At 58.0% G+C, this 18,335-nt stretch carries 15 protein-coding genes; 1 reads left to right on the plus strand and 14 read right to left on the minus strand.

The annotated features are described in order from the left end of the window. Window positions 1-28: 28 nt before the first annotated feature. From rfbA to mtnA, 14 genes are all read right to left on the minus strand, one after another. Window positions 29-919, minus strand: coding sequence for a glucose-1-phosphate thymidylyltransferase RfbA (gene rfbA, locus ACVVH8_RS21270; protein WP_103305679.1), 891 nt, complete (start codon window positions 917-919; stop codon window positions 29-31). After that, window positions 916-1,809 carry a dTDP-4-dehydrorhamnose reductase gene (rfbD, locus tag ACVVH8_RS21275; RefSeq protein WP_475226209.1) on the minus strand — a complete coding sequence of 298 codons (894 nt, stop codon included), beginning with the start codon at window positions 1,807-1,809 and terminating at the stop codon, window positions 916-918. The genes rfbA and rfbD overlap by 4 nt, the downstream gene beginning before the upstream one ends. Continuing rightward, on the minus strand, window positions 1,806-2,882 hold the full coding sequence (rfbB, locus tag ACVVH8_RS21280; protein WP_177431439.1) for a dTDP-glucose 4,6-dehydratase: 1,077 nt from the start codon (window positions 2,880-2,882) through the stop codon (window positions 1,806-1,808). Before rfbB ends, rfbD begins: the two co-directional genes overlap by 4 nt. A gap of 221 nt (window positions 2,883-3,103) precedes the next feature. Beyond that, window positions 3,104-3,343, minus strand: coding sequence for a LapA family protein (locus ACVVH8_RS21285; RefSeq protein ID WP_213026229.1), 240 nt, complete (start codon window positions 3,341-3,343; stop codon window positions 3,104-3,106). Window positions 3,344-3,370: 27 nt separating this feature from the next. Further along, on the minus strand, window positions 3,371-3,667 hold the full coding sequence (gene ihfB / locus ACVVH8_RS21290) for an integration host factor subunit beta (protein ID WP_003189779.1): 297 nt from the start codon (window positions 3,665-3,667) through the stop codon (window positions 3,371-3,373). 152 nt (window positions 3,668-3,819) lie between these two features. Then, window positions 3,820-4,098 carry a hypothetical protein gene (locus ACVVH8_RS21295; RefSeq protein WP_007908433.1) on the minus strand — a complete coding sequence of 93 codons (279 nt, stop codon included), beginning with the start codon at window positions 4,096-4,098 and terminating at the stop codon, window positions 3,820-3,822. A gap of 205 nt (window positions 4,099-4,303) precedes the next feature. Continuing rightward, the gene (gene rpsA, locus ACVVH8_RS21300) at window positions 4,304-5,989 is read right to left on the minus strand and encodes a 30S ribosomal protein S1 (RefSeq protein ID WP_034155290.1); all 1,686 of its coding nucleotides are present in this window, start codon (window positions 5,987-5,989) and stop codon (window positions 4,304-4,306) included. Between the two features lie 119 nt (window positions 5,990-6,108). Then, on the minus strand, window positions 6,109-6,798 hold the full coding sequence (gene cmk, locus ACVVH8_RS21305) for a (d)CMP kinase (protein ID WP_015093983.1): 690 nt from the start codon (window positions 6,796-6,798) through the stop codon (window positions 6,109-6,111). Beyond that, window positions 6,795-9,002 carry a bifunctional prephenate dehydrogenase/3-phosphoshikimate 1-carboxyvinyltransferase gene (locus ACVVH8_RS21310; protein WP_475226212.1) on the minus strand — a complete coding sequence of 736 codons (2,208 nt, stop codon included), beginning with the start codon at window positions 9,000-9,002 and terminating at the stop codon, window positions 6,795-6,797. The genes cmk and ACVVH8_RS21310 overlap by 4 nt, the downstream gene beginning before the upstream one ends. 28 nt (window positions 9,003-9,030) lie before the next feature. Beyond that, entirely contained in the window at window positions 9,031-10,143 is a 1,113-nt protein-coding gene (hisC, locus tag ACVVH8_RS21315; protein ID WP_103305673.1) for a histidinol-phosphate transaminase, read from the minus strand. Window positions 10,144-10,155: 12 nt separating this feature from the next. Further along, on the minus strand, window positions 10,156-11,250 hold the full coding sequence (pheA, locus tag ACVVH8_RS21320) for a prephenate dehydratase (protein ID WP_007908404.1): 1,095 nt from the start codon (window positions 11,248-11,250) through the stop codon (window positions 10,156-10,158). Continuing rightward, complete coding sequence (gene serC / locus ACVVH8_RS21325; RefSeq protein WP_213026232.1) at window positions 11,250-12,335, minus strand: 3-phosphoserine/phosphohydroxythreonine transaminase; 1,086 nt, start codon at window positions 12,333-12,335, stop codon at window positions 11,250-11,252. The genes pheA and serC overlap by 1 nt, the downstream gene beginning before the upstream one ends. Window positions 12,336-12,566: 231 nt before the next feature. Further along, the gene (gyrA, locus tag ACVVH8_RS21330) at window positions 12,567-15,341 is read right to left on the minus strand and encodes a DNA gyrase subunit A (RefSeq protein WP_213026233.1); all 2,775 of its coding nucleotides are present in this window, start codon (window positions 15,339-15,341) and stop codon (window positions 12,567-12,569) included. A 425-nt stretch (window positions 15,342-15,766) separates the two neighbouring features. Continuing rightward, a complete protein-coding gene (mtnA, locus tag ACVVH8_RS21335) occupies window positions 15,767-16,843 on the minus strand; it encodes an S-methyl-5-thioribose-1-phosphate isomerase (protein ID WP_103305670.1) in 1,077 nt (358 codons plus the stop codon). Between the two features lie 108 nt (window positions 16,844-16,951). Between mtnA and ACVVH8_RS21340 the strand changes: the two genes are divergently transcribed. Further along, window positions 16,952-18,286 (plus strand): TRZ/ATZ family hydrolase, encoded by a 1,335-nt coding sequence (locus ACVVH8_RS21340; protein ID WP_475226214.1) that lies wholly within the window; start codon window positions 16,952-16,954, stop codon window positions 18,284-18,286. Window positions 18,287-18,335: the final 49 nt, after the last annotated feature.

Consider the following 18,335-nt stretch of genomic DNA (forward strand, 5'->3'; position numbering starts at 1 on the left):
TTCGACTCGAAAAGGCTCGGCGCTCGAATCAGCGAGATGGTGAATCCAGCAGCTTCTGCAGGTACTGACCGTACCCGGTCTTCTTTAGTGCATCAGCTTGAGCGCCCAACTGCTCGGCGGTAATCCAACCATTGTGATAGGCAATCTCTTCAAGACAAGCCACTTTCAGGCCTTGGCGTTGCTCAATGGTGTGCACAAAGTGGCTCGCTTCGAGTAGAGAATCATGGGTCCCGGTATCGAGCCAGGCGAAACCACGCCCTAGCATTTCAACATTGAGTGTCTTGCGCTCGAGGTACGCACGGTTAACATCGGTGATTTCAAGTTCGCCACGATCGGAGGGTTTGATATTTTTAGCGATCTCGACAACATCGTTGTCGTAGAAATACAGCCCGGTAACTGCATAGTTGGATTTTGGCTTCAGCGGTTTTTCTTCAATACTTAGCGCCCGACCGGTTTTGTCGAACTCTACAACACCAAAACGCTCGGGATCGGAGACGTGATAACCAAATACGGTCGCACCATGCTGCTGAGAGCTGGCAGAGCGCAAATTATCCGAGAAGTGCTGACCGTAGAAAATATTATCACCGAGGATCAGGCAGCAAGGGGATTCGCCGATGAACTCTTCACCAATAATAAAAGCCTGTGCCAGGCCATCCGGACTTGGTTGCTCGGCGTACGTCAGCTTGATGCCATACAGGCTGCCATCACCCAACAGTTTACGGAAACATGGCAAATCTTCAGGCGTGGAAATAATCAGGACTTCACGCATGCCCGCCAGCATCAGCACCGACAGCGGATAAAATATCATCGGCTTGTCGTAAATCGGCAACATCTGCTTGGACACCCCAAGAGTCAGAGGATGCAGACGAGTGCCGGAGCCACCGGCGAGGATGATGCCTTTACGATTTGTCGTGGTCATTTGTTCAAAACTTCCCTAAGCATTCGGGTTACACCACTTTGCCAATCCGGCAAGTGCAGAGAAAAATTGTCGCGCAACTTCTGAGTATTCAGCCGTGAATTGAGTGGGCGACGTGCAGGCGTTGGATAAGCAGTCGTGGCTATCTCGTTTACAGACGTCACGGCGAGCGCTTCGCCGTTGTCTTTGGCGAAATCGATGACTTGGGTTGCATACCCATGCCATGAAACCTCTCCACGGGCGGCCAAGTGATAAACACCCGCCAATTCGGGACGCTGCATCACTTTGAGAATTGCAAAAGCAGTCACGTCGGCAATCAGATCAGCACCGGTTGGCGCGCCTACCTGATCGGCAATAACATCGAGAGACTCACGATCTTTCGCCAGTCGCAACATGGTTTTCGCGAAGTTGTTGCCGCGAGCAGCATATACCCAACAGGTACGAAAAATCAGATGCTTACACCCCGAATCGACAATCGCCTGCTCGCCTAGAAGCTTGCTGGCACCGTACTGATTCAGGGGAGCGACCGGATCATCTTCCCGCCAAGGTGCAGAACCATCCCCACTGAATACATAATCAGTCGAGTAATGAATCAGCCATGCATCGCAGGACAGCGCTTCCTCTGCCATCACACAAAGTGCCCGACCATTTACTCGCTCAGCGAGTTGCGGCTCAGACTCTGCCTTATCCACGGCAGTATATGCAGCGGCGTTGACGATAACATTCGGGGCTACCTGACGAATGGTGGCGCGTAACGCGTCCAGGTCAGACACGTCGCCGCACAAGCCATCGACCGTATCGCGATCAAGGGAAATCAACTCACCAAGCGGCGCCAAGGAGCGCTGCAGCTCCCAACCAACCTGGCCATTTTTTCCCAACAAGAGAATTTTCATACCTTGTTCGAGCGACCTGCGTAATTCTGATCAATCCATTGCAGGTAGCTACCACTCTTTACGTGCTCTACCCATTCGGTGTTACTCAAGTACCATTCGACGGTCTTGCGAATACCGGTTTCAAAAGTTTCCTGGGGAGTCCACCCCAGCTCGCGCTGGATCTTGCTCGCATCGATTGCGTAGCGTTGATCGTGACCAGGGCGATCCTGAACATAAGTGATCAAACTTGCGTGCGGACGGTGAGCGGAGTCAGGGCGCAGCTCGTCCAGCAATGCACATAGGGTATGCACCACTTCGATATTCTGCTTCTCATTATGACCACCAATGTTGTAGGTCTCACCGATGTCCCCCTCCGTCACGACCTTGTATAACGCACGAGCGTGATCCTCTACGTACAGCCAGTCACGAACCTGATTGCCCTTGCCATAGACCGGCAGCGGCTTGCCTTCAAGTGCATTGAGAATGATCAGAGGAATCAATTTCTCAGGAAAATGACAGGGGCCGTAATTGTTCGAGCAATTGGTGACCAGAGTAGGCAGGCCATAAGTACGGGCCCAAGCGCGAACCAGATGGTCGGAACTTGCCTTGCTTGCCGAGTAAGGCGAGCTTGGCTGATAAGGCGTAGTTTCGGTGAAGAGGTCTTCCGGACCTTCAAGATCACCGTAAACCTCATCAGTAGAAATGTGGTGAAAGCGGAAGTTGGCTTTACGCCCATCCTCCAATGCAGCCCAATAGTGGCGCGCGGCTTCCAGCAGGGTGTAAGTACCGATGATATTGGTTTGAATGAACTCGGATGGTCCGGAAATCGAGCGATCGACATGAGACTCTGCGGCCAGATGCATGATCGCATCTGGTTGATGTTCATGCAGAACACGGTCGATTTGATCGCGATTGCAGATATCAACGTGCTCAAATGCATAACGCGCGTCCTGGCTAACCTCTGCCAGGGATTCCAGATTACCGGCGTAAGTCAGTTTATCGACGTTAACGACTGAGTCGGTTGTATTGGAGATGATATGACGGATGACTGCCGAGCCGATGAACCCGGCGCCGCCGGTAACTAAAATTTTCACGCGAAACCATACCCTTGAGCTGCGGACAGTGCCATCAACGAGCACCATCTAATCCATGAATTCAGAAGCCATCAATTATGGCCTCCGTCAAAGTCAGTCTGAATCGACGTGCGTTAAAGGCGTTGTCGAACAAGGGCTGCATTTTACAGCTTAACGGACGTTTTACGAATGGATATAGGCAGGTAGAGACGCAATTCGACAGATGCCCTGCATCTATCGTTTCAAGTAAGACGTTTGCGCGCTGCTTTGGACGAACGTCCTAGAAACCAGCCGAGAATCGGACCAATCAGCATGCCGATGAGCAACGCCAAAACCGCAACAAGCGAAACCGGCAACTGCGGACCAGACAAACCCAGAAACACTAACGATACCGACTGCTGGTTCTCCAGCACAAATGCCAGAATCAATAGCACCAATAAAAGAATGAAAACGCCAAGAAAGATACGCTTGAGGTTACGCATGAGCCACCCCAGGAAAAATAGCGATTGTCAAACCCCCTCCTCCTCTTCCTCGTTCACTCGATCACGCAGCTCTTTACCTGGCTTGAAATGCGGAACGAACTTGCCATCCAGACTGACCGACTGACCGGTCTTCGGATTGCGCCCAACGCGCGGCGCACGATAATGCAGAGAGAAACTGCCAAACCCACGGATCTCGATGCGATCTCCGGTAGCCAGGCACTGGGACATTTGTTCAAGCATGGTCTTGATGGCCAACTCCACATCCTTGGATGAGAGCAGCCCTTGATGGGTGACAATTCGTTCGATCAACTCCGACTTCGTCATATTTTTCCCTTCTTTTTCAAGCAGCTAGATCAGCGCTTGAAAGGTTTTAGCACGCCCGCAAGATTTTGAACAGCCCAGGGATTGACATATCTTCCACCGCGTCGAAACGCCCGTTTTCAGGGCATCACAGCAACAAACAGGGCACGGCATGCTTAACGGCAGATCACCAGCATGGTACGCGTCACGTAGCCCGCCGGATTGAAGCCAAAAGGAAACTCATCCTCATCCTTGGCATCATCTGAACGCGTGATCACTTTGTACCCCGCGCCCTTGCACTCCTTTGCCGCGCGCTTCTGGCATTTCTCCCAGCCAGAGCCCAACCCAGAGCAGTCGACCTCTATACCACTGACACCACGCACGGCATGGGTCTTGGCACTGGTCGTACAGCCAGCCAGAACCAGTACAGCCATGAGGACAATAAACTTGTTCATCCACTTCCTTATGCCAGGCAAATGCCCGACGACTACACGCTTAAGACCAAGCTTAGACGTGAATAGACGATTGATCCGATTAAAGAAACAGACCAGCCCGAAGTGGAATTGGTTTCACCGAAACACTGGCGAAAACCTGGAAGCACCAAATCGCACGCACAAAAAAGGGCGACCGAAGTCGCCCTTTTTCATGATCAAGCAGAACTTAGTTCTGTTTGGCCATTGCCTGGCGCAGCAGTGCCGCCATGGTGGTGTCGCCTTTTTCTTCCGGAGCAGTTTCTTTCAGGCTCTGGATAGCTTCTTTCTCTTCAGCATCATCTTTCGACTTGATGGAGAGTTGGATCACGCGGCTCTTACGATCAACGCTGATGATCTTGGCTTCTACTTCCTGGCCTTCTTTCAGAACGTTGCGCGCGTCTTCAACGCGGTCACGGCTGATTTCGGAGGCTTTCAGAGTCGCTTCGATATCGTCGGCCAGAACGATGATGGCGCCTTTGGCGTCAACTTCTTTCACGGTGCCAGTAACGATTGCGCCTTTGTCGTTAACCGAGACGTACTCGGAGAACGGATCGCTTTCCAGTTGCTTGATACCCAGGGAGATACGCTCGCGCTCTGGGTCAACCGACAGGATAACGGTGTCCAGCTCGTCGCCCTTCTTGAAACGACGAACAGCTTCTTCGCCAACTTCGTTCCAGGAGATGTCGGACAGGTGAACCAGACCGTCGATGCCGCCGTCCAGACCAATGAAGATACCGAAATCGGTGATCGACTTGATGGTGCCGGAGATTTTATCGCCCTTGTTGAACTGGCCAGAGAAATCTTCCCATGGGTTAGATTTGCACTGCTTGATGCCCAGGGAGATACGACGACGCTCTTCGTCGATGTCCAGAACCATAACTTCCACTTCGTCGCCGACTTGTACGACTTTCGAAGGGTGGATGTTCTTGTTGGTCCAGTCCATTTCCGAAACGTGTACCAGACCTTCAACGCCTTCTTCCAGCTCAGCGAAGCAGCCGTAGTCGGTCAGATTGGTTACACGAGCGGTAACGCGAGTGCTTTCTGGGTAACGGGCTTTGATAGCAACCCATGGATCTTCGCCCAGTTGCTTCAGGCCCAGGGAAACACGGTTGCGTTCGCGATCGTATTTCAGAACCTTGACGTCGATTTCGTCACCAACGTTGACGATCTCGGAAGGATGCTTGATGCGCTTCCAGGCCATGTCGGTGATGTGCAGCAGGCCGTCCACGCCACCCAGATCGACGAATGCGCCGTAATCGGTGAGGTTTTTGACGATACCTTTGACTTGCTGGCCTTCCTGCAGGGATTCCAGCAGAGCTTCACGCTCGGCGGAGTTCTCGGCTTCCAGGACGCTGCGACGGGAAACGACAACGTTGTTGCGCTTCTGGTCCAGCTTGATGACCTTGAATTCCAGCTCTTTGCCTTCCAGGTGCGTGGTGTCGCGCACTGGACGGACGTCAACCAGGGAACCTGGCAGGAACGCACGGATGCCGTTAACGTCGACAGTGAAGCCGCCTTTAACCTTACCGTTGATAACGCCCTTGACCACTTCCTCAGCTGCGAAGGCTGCTTCCAGAACGATCCAGCACTCGGCGCGCTTGGCTTTTTCACGGGACAGCTTGGTTTCACCGAAACCGTCTTCAACCGAGTCCAGAGCAACGTGAACTTCGTCACCGACATTGATAGTCAGATCGCCAGCGTCGTTGTAGAACTGCTCAAGCGGGATGAGTGCTTCAGACTTCAGGCCAGCGTGAACGGTTACCCAGCGAGCTTGGTAATCGATATCAACGATAACACCGGTGATGATGGAGCCTGCCTGAAGGTTCAGGGTTTTTAGGCTTTCTTCAAAGAGTTCCGCAAAGCTTTCGCTCATTTTAATTCCTGTAGATGAGGGCGAAGAATACGCCCATCTCCACACCCCAGACGGTGTGGGTTAGTTTCATTTAAAAGAAGCGCTGCAGGACTATGACTGGTCCCCTGCGGCCTTCTTGGTCACCCGGCGATATCGCGAATGGCGATCTCGCTCATGATGCGTTCAAGCACCTGATCGATGGACAACTCCGTGGAATCCAGCTGTATCGCGTCGGCCGCCGGTTTGAGCGGGGCCACTGCGCGCTGGGTGTCACGCTCGTCGCGTGCACGGATCTCATCTAGCAGACTCGACAGACTAACACCCTCGACTTTGCCCTTCAACTGCAAATATCGACGGCGCGCCCGTTCCTCGGCACTGGCAGTCAGGAAAATCTTCAGCGGTGCATCGGGGAAAACCACCGTACCCATGTCGCGACCGTCGGCTACAAGGCCCGGCGCTTCCTGGAAAGCACGCTGGCGCTGCAGCAGCGCCTCGCGCACAGCCGGCAATGCAGCCACTTGCGAAGCGCCGGAGCCGACGCTTTCGGTGCGAATGACATCGCTGACCTCGTCCCCTTCCAGAATGATCCGTTGCAATTGACCGTCGGTCGCCGCAATGAACTGAACATCCAGATGAGCGGCAAGTTTCTTCAACAGCTCTTCATTGGTCAGGTCGACACCATGGTTGTGCGCAGCGAACGCCAGCAAACGGTAAAGCGCACCGGAATCCAGCAGATTCCAGCCAAGACGCTTGGCCAGAATCCCGGCAACGGTGCCTTTGCCCGAGCCGCTTGGCCCATCGATGGTGATGACCGGTGCAATGTTCTTCACGACTGAGCCTCTTGTGCCACACGAATACCGACCTGACCGCACAATGCGAGGAAGTTCGGGAACGACGTCGCGACGTTGGCGCAATCATGGATGCGGATCGGTGCAGTGGCGCGCAAGGATGCAACGCTGAAGGCCATCGCGATACGGTGATCGCCGTGACCATGCACTTCGCCGCCGCCAATCTGGCCGCCGTCGATGATGATGCCGTCCGGAGTTGGCTGACATTTGACGCCCAGCGCCAGCAAACCGTCCGCCATCACCTGAATGCGATCCGATTCCTTGACCCGCAGCTCTTCGGCACCAGTCAGCACGGTGCGCCCTTCGGCACAGGCAGCGGCCACGAACAGTACCGGGAATTCATCGATGGCCAGCGGAACCAGCGCTTCGGGAATCTCGATACCCTTGAGTTTAGCTGCCCGCACGCGCAGGTCAGCCACAGGTTCGCCGCCGACTTCACGCTGGTTTTCCAGAGTGATGTCCGCGCCCATCAGACGGAGGATGTCGATGACGCCGGTACGGGTCGGGTTGATGCCGACGTGTTCAAGCACCAACTCCGAACCTTCGGCAATCGAAGCAGCCACCAGGAAGAACGCCGACGACGAGATGTCGCCTGGTACTTCGATATGAGTAGCGGTCAGCTTGCCGCCGGACTCGACCGAAGCCGTCGCACCATCAACGCTCACCGGGTAGCCAAAGCCACGCAGCATGCGCTCGGTATGGTCGCGGGTCGGCGCAGGCTCGGTAACCGTGGTCTTGCCTTCAGCGTACAGACCGGCGAGCAGCAGGCAGGATTTCACCTGAGCACTGGCCATCGGCATGGTGTAGGTCAGACCTTTGAGCTTGTGGCCACCACGAATGATCATCGGCGGACGACCTTCAGCGGCAGTTTCGATCACGGCGCCCATTTCACGCAGTGGATTGGCCACGCGATTCATCGGACGCTTGGACAGCGAAGCATCACCGGTCAGGGTGCTGTCGAAGTTCTGCGCGGCCAACAGACCGGACAGCAGACGCATCGAGGTACCGGAGTTGCCCAGATAGATCGGGCCCGGCGCAGGTTTCAGGCCGTGCAGGCCAACACCGTGAATGGTCACGCGGCCGTGGTGCGGGCCTTCGATGACCACGCCCATGTCGCGGAATGCCTGCAAGGTTGCCAGGGCGTCTTCGCCCTCAAGGAAACCTTCGACTTCGGTGACGCCTTCGGCCAGCGAGCCGAGCATGATCGAACGGTGGGAAATGGATTTGTCACCCGGTACGCGAATCCGACCGGACAGGCGGCCACCAGGTTGAGCCAGGAAGATCAGATCGTTGGAATTCATAGCGTCCACATAGGCCCTGCGGGCCAGGATTTTACTGAAATGCTCGCGGGCAACCCGGGCGCGAGTGAAAACGCCCAACAATTGGTGCCCATCCCCTGCATCGACCGCGTCGCGCAAGGCGTCGAGGTCGCTGCGAAATGTATCGAGTGTGCGCAGGACAGCCTCGCGGTTGGCGAGGAAGATGTCGTGCCACATCACCGGGTCGCTTCCGGCGATTCTTGTGAAATCGCGGAAACCGCCCGCAGCGTAACGGAAGATCTCAAGATTTTCATTGCGCTTGGCCAACGAATCGACCAGACCGAACGCCAGCAGGTGCGGCAGATGACTGGTTGCAGCCAACACTTCATCGTGACGCTCGACCTGCATGTGCTCGACATCGGCGCCCAGTTCGCGCCACAGACGATCAACCACCGCCAGCGCAGCCGGATCGGTTTGCTCAAGCGGCGTGAGGATCACTTTATGGCGGCGGAACAGCTCGGCATTGGAGGCTTCCACCCCGCTCTGCTCGGAACCGGCAATCGGATGGCCCGGCACGAAGCGCGCCGGCATAGCACCAAACGCTTCGGTTGCCGCGCGCACGACATTGCCTTTGGCGCTGCCGACATCGGTCAGAATCGCCTGACCCAGATCCATGCTCGCCAATCGCGCGAGCACTTTCTCCATCGCCAGAATCGGCACCGCCAACTGAATCACGTCCGCGCCCTGGCATGCAGCCGCCAGGTCATCTTCGCAGCGATCCACCACACCCAACTCGACCGCCAGCTTGCGCGATTGCGGATCGAGATCGACCCCAACCACTTCGCGGCACACGCCGCTTTCACGCAAGCCCTTGGCAAACGAACCACCGATCAACCCCAGACCGACCACTACAAGGCGACCGATCATAGGTGCAGCAGATTGCAGAGCAGTGACATCACCCACGAGCCAGAACCTTGCGCAGCGCTTCGAGGAAGCGGCTGTTTTCCGCCGGCAGACCGATGGTCACCCGCAGGTGGTTCGGCATGCCGTAATTGGCCACTGGACGCACAATTACGCCTTCGCGCAGCAAGCCCTGGAACACCGGAGCCGCCACCTGACCGAGATCGACGCAAATGAAGTTACCCTTGGACTCGATCCAGCCCAAGTCCAGCTCCCGGAAACCGGCTTGCAGTTGCTGCATGCCTGACTCGTTGAGCTGACGGCTTTGCGCCAGATACTCTTCATCTTTCAACGCCGCACACGCCGCAGCCAAAGCCAGGCTGTTGACGTTGAACGGCTGGCGAACACGGTTCAGCACGTCCGCCACTACCGGAGTGGACAGGCCATAACCAACGCGCAACGCCGCCAGACCATAGGCCTTGGAGAACGTGCGCGAAACCAGCAGATTCGGGTACGCAGCGAGGAAGTCCAGACCGTCCGGCAGATCGCTGCCTTCGGCGTACTCGATGTACGCCTCGTCCAGCACCACCAGCACATGCTCCGGTACGTCCTGCAGGAATTCGTCCAGCGCTTCGGCGCCGAACCATGTGCCGGTCGGGTTGTTCGGGTTGGCGATGAATACTACGCGGGTGTTGGCATCGATGGCCGCGAGCATCGCCGGCAAATCGTGCCCCCAATCTTTGGCTGGGACGACTTTGGCCTCGGCACCGACCGCCTGAGTGGCAATCGGATACACAGCGAACGCGTGCTCGCTGAACACGGCATTCAGGCCCGGCGCAAGATAGGCGCGCGCGACCAGTTCGAGAATGTCGTTCGAGCCATTGCCCAGGGTGACCTGGTTCAGGTCGACACGGCACTGCTCGGCCAGCAGGGATTTCAGCGCGAAACCATTACCATCCGGGTAACGGGTCAGCTCGGCCAGTTCTTCGCGGATCGCCGCCAGCGCTTTCGGGCTGGCGCCCAGCGGGTTTTCGTTGCTTGCCAGTTTGACGATTTTGGCCGGATCAAGGTCCAGCTCACGCGCCAGTTCATCCACAGGCTTGCCCGGAACGTACGGCGAAAGTTGTTGCACGCCCGGCTGTGCCAGAGCGAGGAAATTGCCACTCATTACTACCGCCCCTTACAGAACTGCTTTCGGGTAGGAACCCAGCACTTTGAGTGCCACTGCTTCCTGACTGATCTTCTCCAATACACCCTTGATCAACGGATCACGGTGGTGGCCGACGAAGTCGATGAAGAACACGTAAGTCCATTTGCCGCTGCGCGACGGACGGGTTTCGATGCGGGTCAGGTCGATCCCGTTGTCATGGAACGGCACCAGCAACTCGTGAAGCGCGCCGGGTTTGTTGCTCATCGACACGATGATCGAGGTCTTGTCGTCGCCGGTCGGCGGCACTTCCTGGTTACCGATCATCAGGAAGCGCGTCGAGTTGTCCGGACGGTCTTCGATCTTCTCGGCCAGACGAGTCAGGCCATACAGCCCGGCCGCCATGTCGCCAGCGATTGCCGCCGAATTCCACTCGCCCTTGACCCGCTTGGCCGCTTCGGCGTTGCTCGACACCGCCACGCGCTCGACATTCGGGTAATGCGCATCCAGCCACTTGCGGCACTGGGCCAGCGACTGCGCATGGGAATAGATGCGGCTGATGCTGTCGGTCTTGGTATTTTCACCGACCAACAGGTGATGGTGGATACGCAGCTCGACTTCGCCACAGATCACCATGTCGTGCTCGAGGAAGCTGTCCAGCGTGTGGTTGACCGCGCCTTCGGTGGAGTTTTCCACCGGCACAACACCAAAGTTCACCGCACCGGCAGCCACTTCACGGAACACTTCGTCGATCGCCGCCATTGGCTTGCTGATCACCGCATGACCAAAGTGCTTCATGGCCGCCGCTTGAGTGAAGGTGCCTTCAGGGCCGAGATAAGCCACCTTCAGTGGCTGCTCCAGCGCCAGGCAGGAAGACATGATTTCGCGGAACAACCGCGCCATCTCTTCGTTGCCCAACGGTCCCTGATTGCGCTCCATCACGCGCTTGAGCACCTGAGCTTCACGCTCGGGACGATAGAACACCGGCACTTCGCCTTCGGCCAGCGAAGCCATCTTTACTCGTGCGACTTCCTGGGCGCAACGCGCACGCTCACTGATCAGCTCCATGACTTTGGTGTCCAGAGCGTCAATGCGAACGCGCAGCGCCTTGAGTTCTTGCTCGGACATCAGCCGTGTTCCTTCTCGAATTCAGCCATGTACGCCACCAGCGCATTGACGGCGGTGATGTCGACGGCGTTGTAGATGGAGGCGCGCATGCCGCCCACGGAGCGGTGGCCCTTGAGGTTGAGCAGACCGCGTGCGTCGGCGCCGGCGAGGAACGGCTTGTCCAGACGATCATCAGCCAGACGGAACGGCACGTTCATCCACGAGCGGTCGGACTTGTTGATCGGGTTGCTGTAGAGACCACTGGCATCGATGAAGTCATACAGCGTGCGCTGCTTGACGTCGTTGAGCTTGGCGATGGCTTCGACGCCACCCTGCTCTTTCAGCCACTGGAACACCAGACCGGACAGGTACCAGGCCAGGGTCGGCGGGGTGTTGTACATAGAGCCGTTATCGGCCGCGACCTTGTAGTCGAGCATGGTCGGGCACAGGGCACGGGCCTTGCCGAGCAAGTCTTCGCGGATGATGTTGACGACGATGCCGCTCGGGCCGATGTTTTTCTGCGCACCCGCGTAGATCATGCCGAAACGCGAGATGTCGACCGGGCGCGACAGAATGTCCGAGGACATGTCAGCCACCAGCGGTACGTCGCCGGTTTCCGGGATCCACTGGAATTCCAGACCGCCGATGGTTTCGTTCGGCGCGTAGTGAACGTAAGCGGCGTCTTTCGACAGGTTCCACTCGTTCTGACCCGGAATGGCGAAATAGTCGTAAGGCTTGGCGGTGGCGGCAACATTGACGTGGCCGTAGCGCGACGCTTCTTCGATGGCTTTCTGCGACCAGATACCGGTGTCGATGTAGTCGGCAGAGCCGCCTTCAGGCAACAGGTTCAGTGGAATCTGCGCGAATTGCTGGCTGGCACCACCTTGCAGAAACAGCACTTTGTAGTTCGAAGGGATATTCAGCAGGTCACGCAAATCCTGCTCGGCCTGGGTCGCGATGGACACGAACTCATCGCTGCGATGGCTCATTTCCATGACCGACAGGCCCTTGCCGTGCCAGTCAAGGAGTTCACCTTGGGCGCGTTGCAGGACAGCTTCGGGAAGCGCCGCAGGGCCGGCGCAGAAGTTATAGGCTCGCTTGCTCACATCCAGTCTCGCTCTGATTTGGTGATATCACGCAAAAAATCACACTACCGATCAACACGGCCCTGTGGGAGCGAGCCTGCTCGCGAATGCATCACCGCGGTGTGTCAGAGGTACCGCAGCGTCTGCATTCGCGAGCAGGCTCGCTCCCACAGGGAATCTCCATGATGTCGAAATTTCATACCGGACAAATAACAAGGGGGCGAATTTTCATCCGCCCCCTCGCTTGTCCGCTTATTCTTGCGGTTCTTCGTCTGCTGCGGCGTCGAGCTGCTGGTCTTCGGCGGCATCGTCGATCACGACGTTGCCCTCGAACTCCTCGCCCTCTTCACCTTCAAGCTCTTCACCTTCGACTTCCGAAGGCTCCTGAACCCGCTCCAGACCGACCAGGGTTTCATCCTTGGCCAGTTTGATCAGGGTGACGCCCTGCGTGTTACGACCCAGGCTCGACACTTCGTCGACACGGGTACGCACCAGAGTGCCCTGATCGGAGATCAGCATGATTTCTTCGCCATCCTGCACCTGAACCGCGCCGACCAGACGGCCGTTACGCTCGTTGCTGACCATGGCGATAACGCCTTGGCCGCCACGCTTGTACTCAGGGAACTCGGTGATGGCAGTACGCTTGCCATAACCACGCTCGGAAGCAGTGAGGATCTCGCTGCCTTCTTCCGGAATCAGCATGGAGATCAGCTTCTGCCCTTCCGGCAGACGCATGCCACGCACACCGCGGGCGGTACGGCCCATGGCGCGAACTTCGGATTCCTTGAAGCGGGTCACTTTGCCGCCGTCGGAGAACAGCATGATTTCCTGCTCGCCATCGGTGATGGCAGCGGAGATCAGAATGTCGCCTTCGTCCAGTTCCAGGGCGATCAGACCGACGCTGCGCTGACGGCTGAAGGCCACCAGCGGAGTCTTCTTGACCGTACCGTTGGCGGTCGACATGAAGATGAACGGCGCCTTCTTGCGGTCGGCAGCCTTGATGCGCGCGCGGCGCTCTTCGTCGGTTTCGTTGCTGTTTTCGAGGTCTTCTACATCAGCTTCAACGCCTTCGGCTTCTTCTTCGTCAGCCTGACGCTTCATGGCTTCGAGATCGACCGGCAGCATGGTGGTGATGTATTCGCCCTCGCTCAACGGCAAGAGGTTGACCAGCGGACGACCACGGGCGGCGCGGGACGCTTCCGGAATCTCGTAGGTCTTGAGCCAGTACACCTTGCCCTTGCTGGAGAACAGCAGCAGCGTGGTGTGGCTGTTGGCAACCAGCAGGTGAGCGATGTAGTCCTCATCCTTGACGCCGGTAGCCGACTTGCCCTTACCGCCACGACGCTGAGCCTGGTACGCAGCCAATGGCTGAGTCTTGGCGTAGCCACCGTGGGAAATGGTCACGACGCGCTCTTCTTCCGGGATCATGTCACCCAGGGTCAGGTCGAGACGGGCATCGAGAATCTCGGTGCGACGCTGATCGCCATATTCGGCACGGATCACTTCCAGCTCTTCGCGGATCACTTCCATCAGGCGCACGGCGCTGTTGAGGATGCGGATCAGCTCGCCGATCTGGTTGAGGATCTCTTGATACTCGGCCAGCAGCTTCTCGTGCTCCAGACCGGTCAGACGGTGCAGGCGCAGTTCCAGAATGGCTTGCGCCTGCTCTGGCGAAAGGAAGTATTTGCCTTCGCGCAGACCGTATTGCGGATCGAGGTTTTCCGGACGGCACGAATCGGCACCGGCTCGTTCAACCATCGCCACTACGGCGGAGGATTCCCAAGGCGTGCTGATCAGCGCTTCCTTGGCTTCCGAAGGAGTCGGCGAAGCCTTGATCAGAGCGATAACCGGGTCGATGTTCGACAGGGCGACGGCCTGGCCTTCGAGGATGTGGCCACGCTCACGCGCCTTGCGCAGTTCGAACACGGTACGACGGGTGACGACTTCGCGACGGTGACGAACGAAGGCTTCCAGCAGATCCTTGAGGTTAAGGATGCGTGGGCGGCCATCGATCAGCGCAACGATGTTGATGCCGAATACCGATTGCAACTGGGTCTGGGCGTACAGGTTATTGAGGATCACCTCAGGCACTTCGCCGCGACGCAGTTCGATCACGACGCGCATACCGTCCTTGTCGGACTCGTCGCGCAGTTCGGTGATGCCTTCCAGCTTCTTCTCTTTGACCAGCTCGGCGATCTTCTCGATCAGACGCGCCTTGTTCAGCTGGTACGGCAGTTCGGTGATGACGATCTGCTGACGGCCACCGACCTTGTCGATGTCTTCAATGATCGAACGGGCACGCATGTAAATGCGCCCGCGACCGGTGCGGTAGGCTTCGATGATGCCGGCGCGACCGTTGATGATCGCGGCAGTCGGGAAGTCCGGACCGGGGATGTATTGCATCAGCTCATCGACGGTCAGCTCAGGGTTGTCGATGAGTGCCAGGCAACCGTCGATGACTTCACCGAGGTTGTGCGGCGGAATGTTGGTCGCCATGCCCACGGCGATACCGCTGGAACCGTTGACCAGCAGGTTCGGTACGCGAGTCGGCATGACCGCCGGGATCAGTTCGGTGCCGTCGTAGTTTGGCACCCAGTCCACGGTTTCTTTATGCAGGTCAGCCAGCAGTTCGTGCGCCAGCTTGGTCATGCGCACTTCGGTGTATCGCATGGCCGCAGCGTTGTCGCCGTCGACCGAACCGAAGTTGCCCTGACCGTCGACCAGCAGGTAGCGCAGGGAGAAAGGCTGAGCCATGCGGACGATGGTGTCGTACACCGCGGTATCACCGTGCGGGTGATACTTACCGATCACGTCGCCGACAACACGGGCAGATTTCTTGTACGGCTTGTTGAAGTCGTTGCCCAGCTCGCTCATCGCGAACAGTACGCGACGGTGCACGGGCTTGAGGCCATCGCGCGCATCCGGCAGTGCACGGCCGACGATTACGCTCATCGCGTAGTCGAGATAGGACTGTTTCAGCTCGTCTTCGATATTGACCGGGAGGATTTCTTTGGCCAGTTCGCCCATGAGAAGCCTGATTCCTTTTTCTGGTGAAACTTCGTCATATCCATGTGGGAGCAACGAAGCTCGTCGGGGCAGGCTGAGTGCCATGCACCGACTTACGACAAATCAACAATCTGGAGAGTGGATTTGCGCAGTAAAGACAGCTCCGCGGAGCTGCCTCGGAAAACGCCGGATGTTATCACAAAGGCCGCCACGCACCTATCCCCCAGATGCGCATGGAGCATAGTTAGTTGACCGGTGACAGGCTTAACGGGGACGAGAGAGGCTCAGAGCTTCTTTGAATGCAGAATTGGGGCGTGGATTGCGGATGTTTATTGACTTTTAAGGCCTCATCGCTGGCAAGCCAGCTCCCACAGAATCGGTGGCAAGCACAAAACCTGTGGGAGCTGGCTTGCCAGCGATGCCGTCTTCACAGACGCCATACCCCATCAATGCAGGCGTTTGCGGCACATCAACTGGGCCATCTTCGCGGTATCCGGGCGCTCGACGATGCCTTTCTCCGTGACGATTGCATCGATCAGGTCCGCCGGCGTCACATCAAACACCGGATTGAACGCCTCAACATCGGCGCCGACACGTTTGCCGCCGACTTCGAGCAACTCGGCACCGTCACGCTCCTCGATCGGGATGTCATCGCCGCTGGCCAGATTCATGTCGATGGTCGAACTCGGCGCCACCACCATGAAGCGCACCCCGTGGTGCATCGCATTGACGGCCAGTTGATAGGTGCCGATCTTGTTCGCCACGTCACCATTGGCCGTGATCCGATCAGCACCGACGATCACCCAGGTCACGCCTTTGGTCTTCATGATGTGCGCGGCGGCGGAGTCGGCATTCAGGGTGACAGGGATGCCTTCGTTGGCCAGCTCCCACGCCGTCAAGCGCGAGCCCTGTAGCCATGGACGGGTTTCGTCGGCATAAACACGCTCGACCATGCCCTCAAGGAACGCCGCGCGGATCACGCCCAGCGCCGTACCGAAACCACCCGTGGCGAGTGCGCCGGTATTGCAATGGGTCAGGATCGCCTGGGCATTGCCCTGATGCTTACGGATCAGGTCGACGCCCAGCTGCGCCATAGTCAGATTGGCTTCGCGGTCGCTTTCATGAATGGCGATGGCTTCCGCTTCCAGCGCGGCGAGCGGATCGGCATTGTCCTTCAGCCGATCAAGCCGATCGTGCATGCGACCCAGCGCCCAAAACAGGTTGACCGCGGTCGGACGAGAATCGGCCAGAAGTGCGAAATCCTCTTCCAGCGCCGCGTACCAGTCGCCACCTTCGGCAACCCGCGCACGGGCCGCAAGCACAATGCCATACGCCGCACTGATGCCGATGGCCGGCGCGCCGCGCACCACCATCGAGCGAATCGCTTCAGCCACGCCGGCGGCGCTGGTGTAGGCAATCCAGGTTTCCTCGAACGGCAAAATACGCTGATCCAGCAGGTGGAGCGCGCCATCTCGCCAATCGATGGCCTTTACTTTCTCCGCAGCCAACAGTCGATCGCGCATCCCTCACCCCGCACTCATGAACAAAAGCCGCCGATTATAGCGATCCCCCCGCGAAGACGCTCGGGTATACTTCGCCATCCTTTATAAAAGCACTGGAACCGACCCTCGATGCCGAAACCTGCCATTGCGCTCGACTTATTATTGCTGCCGACCTGGCTGGTACCCGTCGAACCTGCAGGCGTTGTGCTCAAGGAGCACGGCCTGGGCATCCGCGACGGTCGCATCGTGTTTATCGGACCGCGCGCCGAAGCGTTGAAATGTAACGCCACGGAAATCCGCGAGCTGCCGGATGTGCTGCTCGCTCCCGGCCTGATCAATGCGCACGGCCACGCGGCGATGACGCTGTTCCGTGGCATGGCCGACGATCTGCCGCTGATGACCTGGCTGGAAAACCACATCTGGCCGGCCGAGGCCAAATGGGTCGATGAAGACTTCGTCCGTGACGGCACCGATCTGGCCATCGCCGAGCAGATCAAGGGCGGCATCACCTGCTTCTCGGACATGTATTTCTTCCCGAAGGTTGCCTGTGAGCGTGTACACAACAGCGGTATCCGTGCACAAATCGCCATTCCGATCCTCGACTTCCCGATTCCCGGCGCCAGCAGCGCCGATGAAGCCATTCGTCAGGGCGTCGAGCTGTTTGGCGACCTCAAGCATCATGAGCGGATCAAGATCACTTTCGGCCCTCATGCACCCTACACCGTCGGCGACGAGAACCTCGAGAAAATCCGCGTGATCGCCGAGGAGCTCGACGCCTCGATTCACATGCACGTCCATGAAACTGCCTTTGAAGTCCAGCAAGCGCTCGAGCAGCGCGGCGAACGGCCGCTGGCCCGCCTCGGTCGACTCGGTTTGCTCGGCCCGCGCTTCCAGGCGGTGCACATGACGCAGATCAGCGATGACGACCTGGCGTTGCTGGTAGAAAGCAACACCAGCGTGATCCATTGCCCGGAATCGAACCTCAAACTGGCTAGCGGTTTCTGCCCGGTGGAGCGTTTGTGGCAGGCCGGGGTGAATGTCGCCGTCGGTACTGATGGTGCAGCGAGCAACAACGACCTCGACCTGCTGGGTGAAACCCGCACCGCCGCACTGCTGGCCAAAGCCGTCGCCGGCTCGGCCACCGCGCTCGATGCCCACCGCGCCCTGCGCATGGCCACTCTCAACGGCGCGCGGGCGCTGGGCATAGAATCGCAGGTCGGCTCGCTGGAAATCGGCAAAGCCGCCGACATCGTCGCCTTCGACCTCTCCGGCCTGGCCCAGCAGCCGGTCTATGACCCGGTTTCGCAGCTTATATATGCCACCGGTCGCGATTGCGTGAAACATCTGTGGGTCGCCGGCAAACAATTGCTCGACGACCGGCGCCTGACGCGCATGGACGAACAACAGCTGGGCGCCACCGCCCGCGCCTGGGGCCAGCGCATCAGCGGCCACACCGAATCGTAAACACCGCGGAACACAATCCGCGGCTACAGCCTTTTTCAAGTTTTTCGAG

Source organism: Pseudomonas trutticola BRTCR10, from assembly GCF_056155105.1.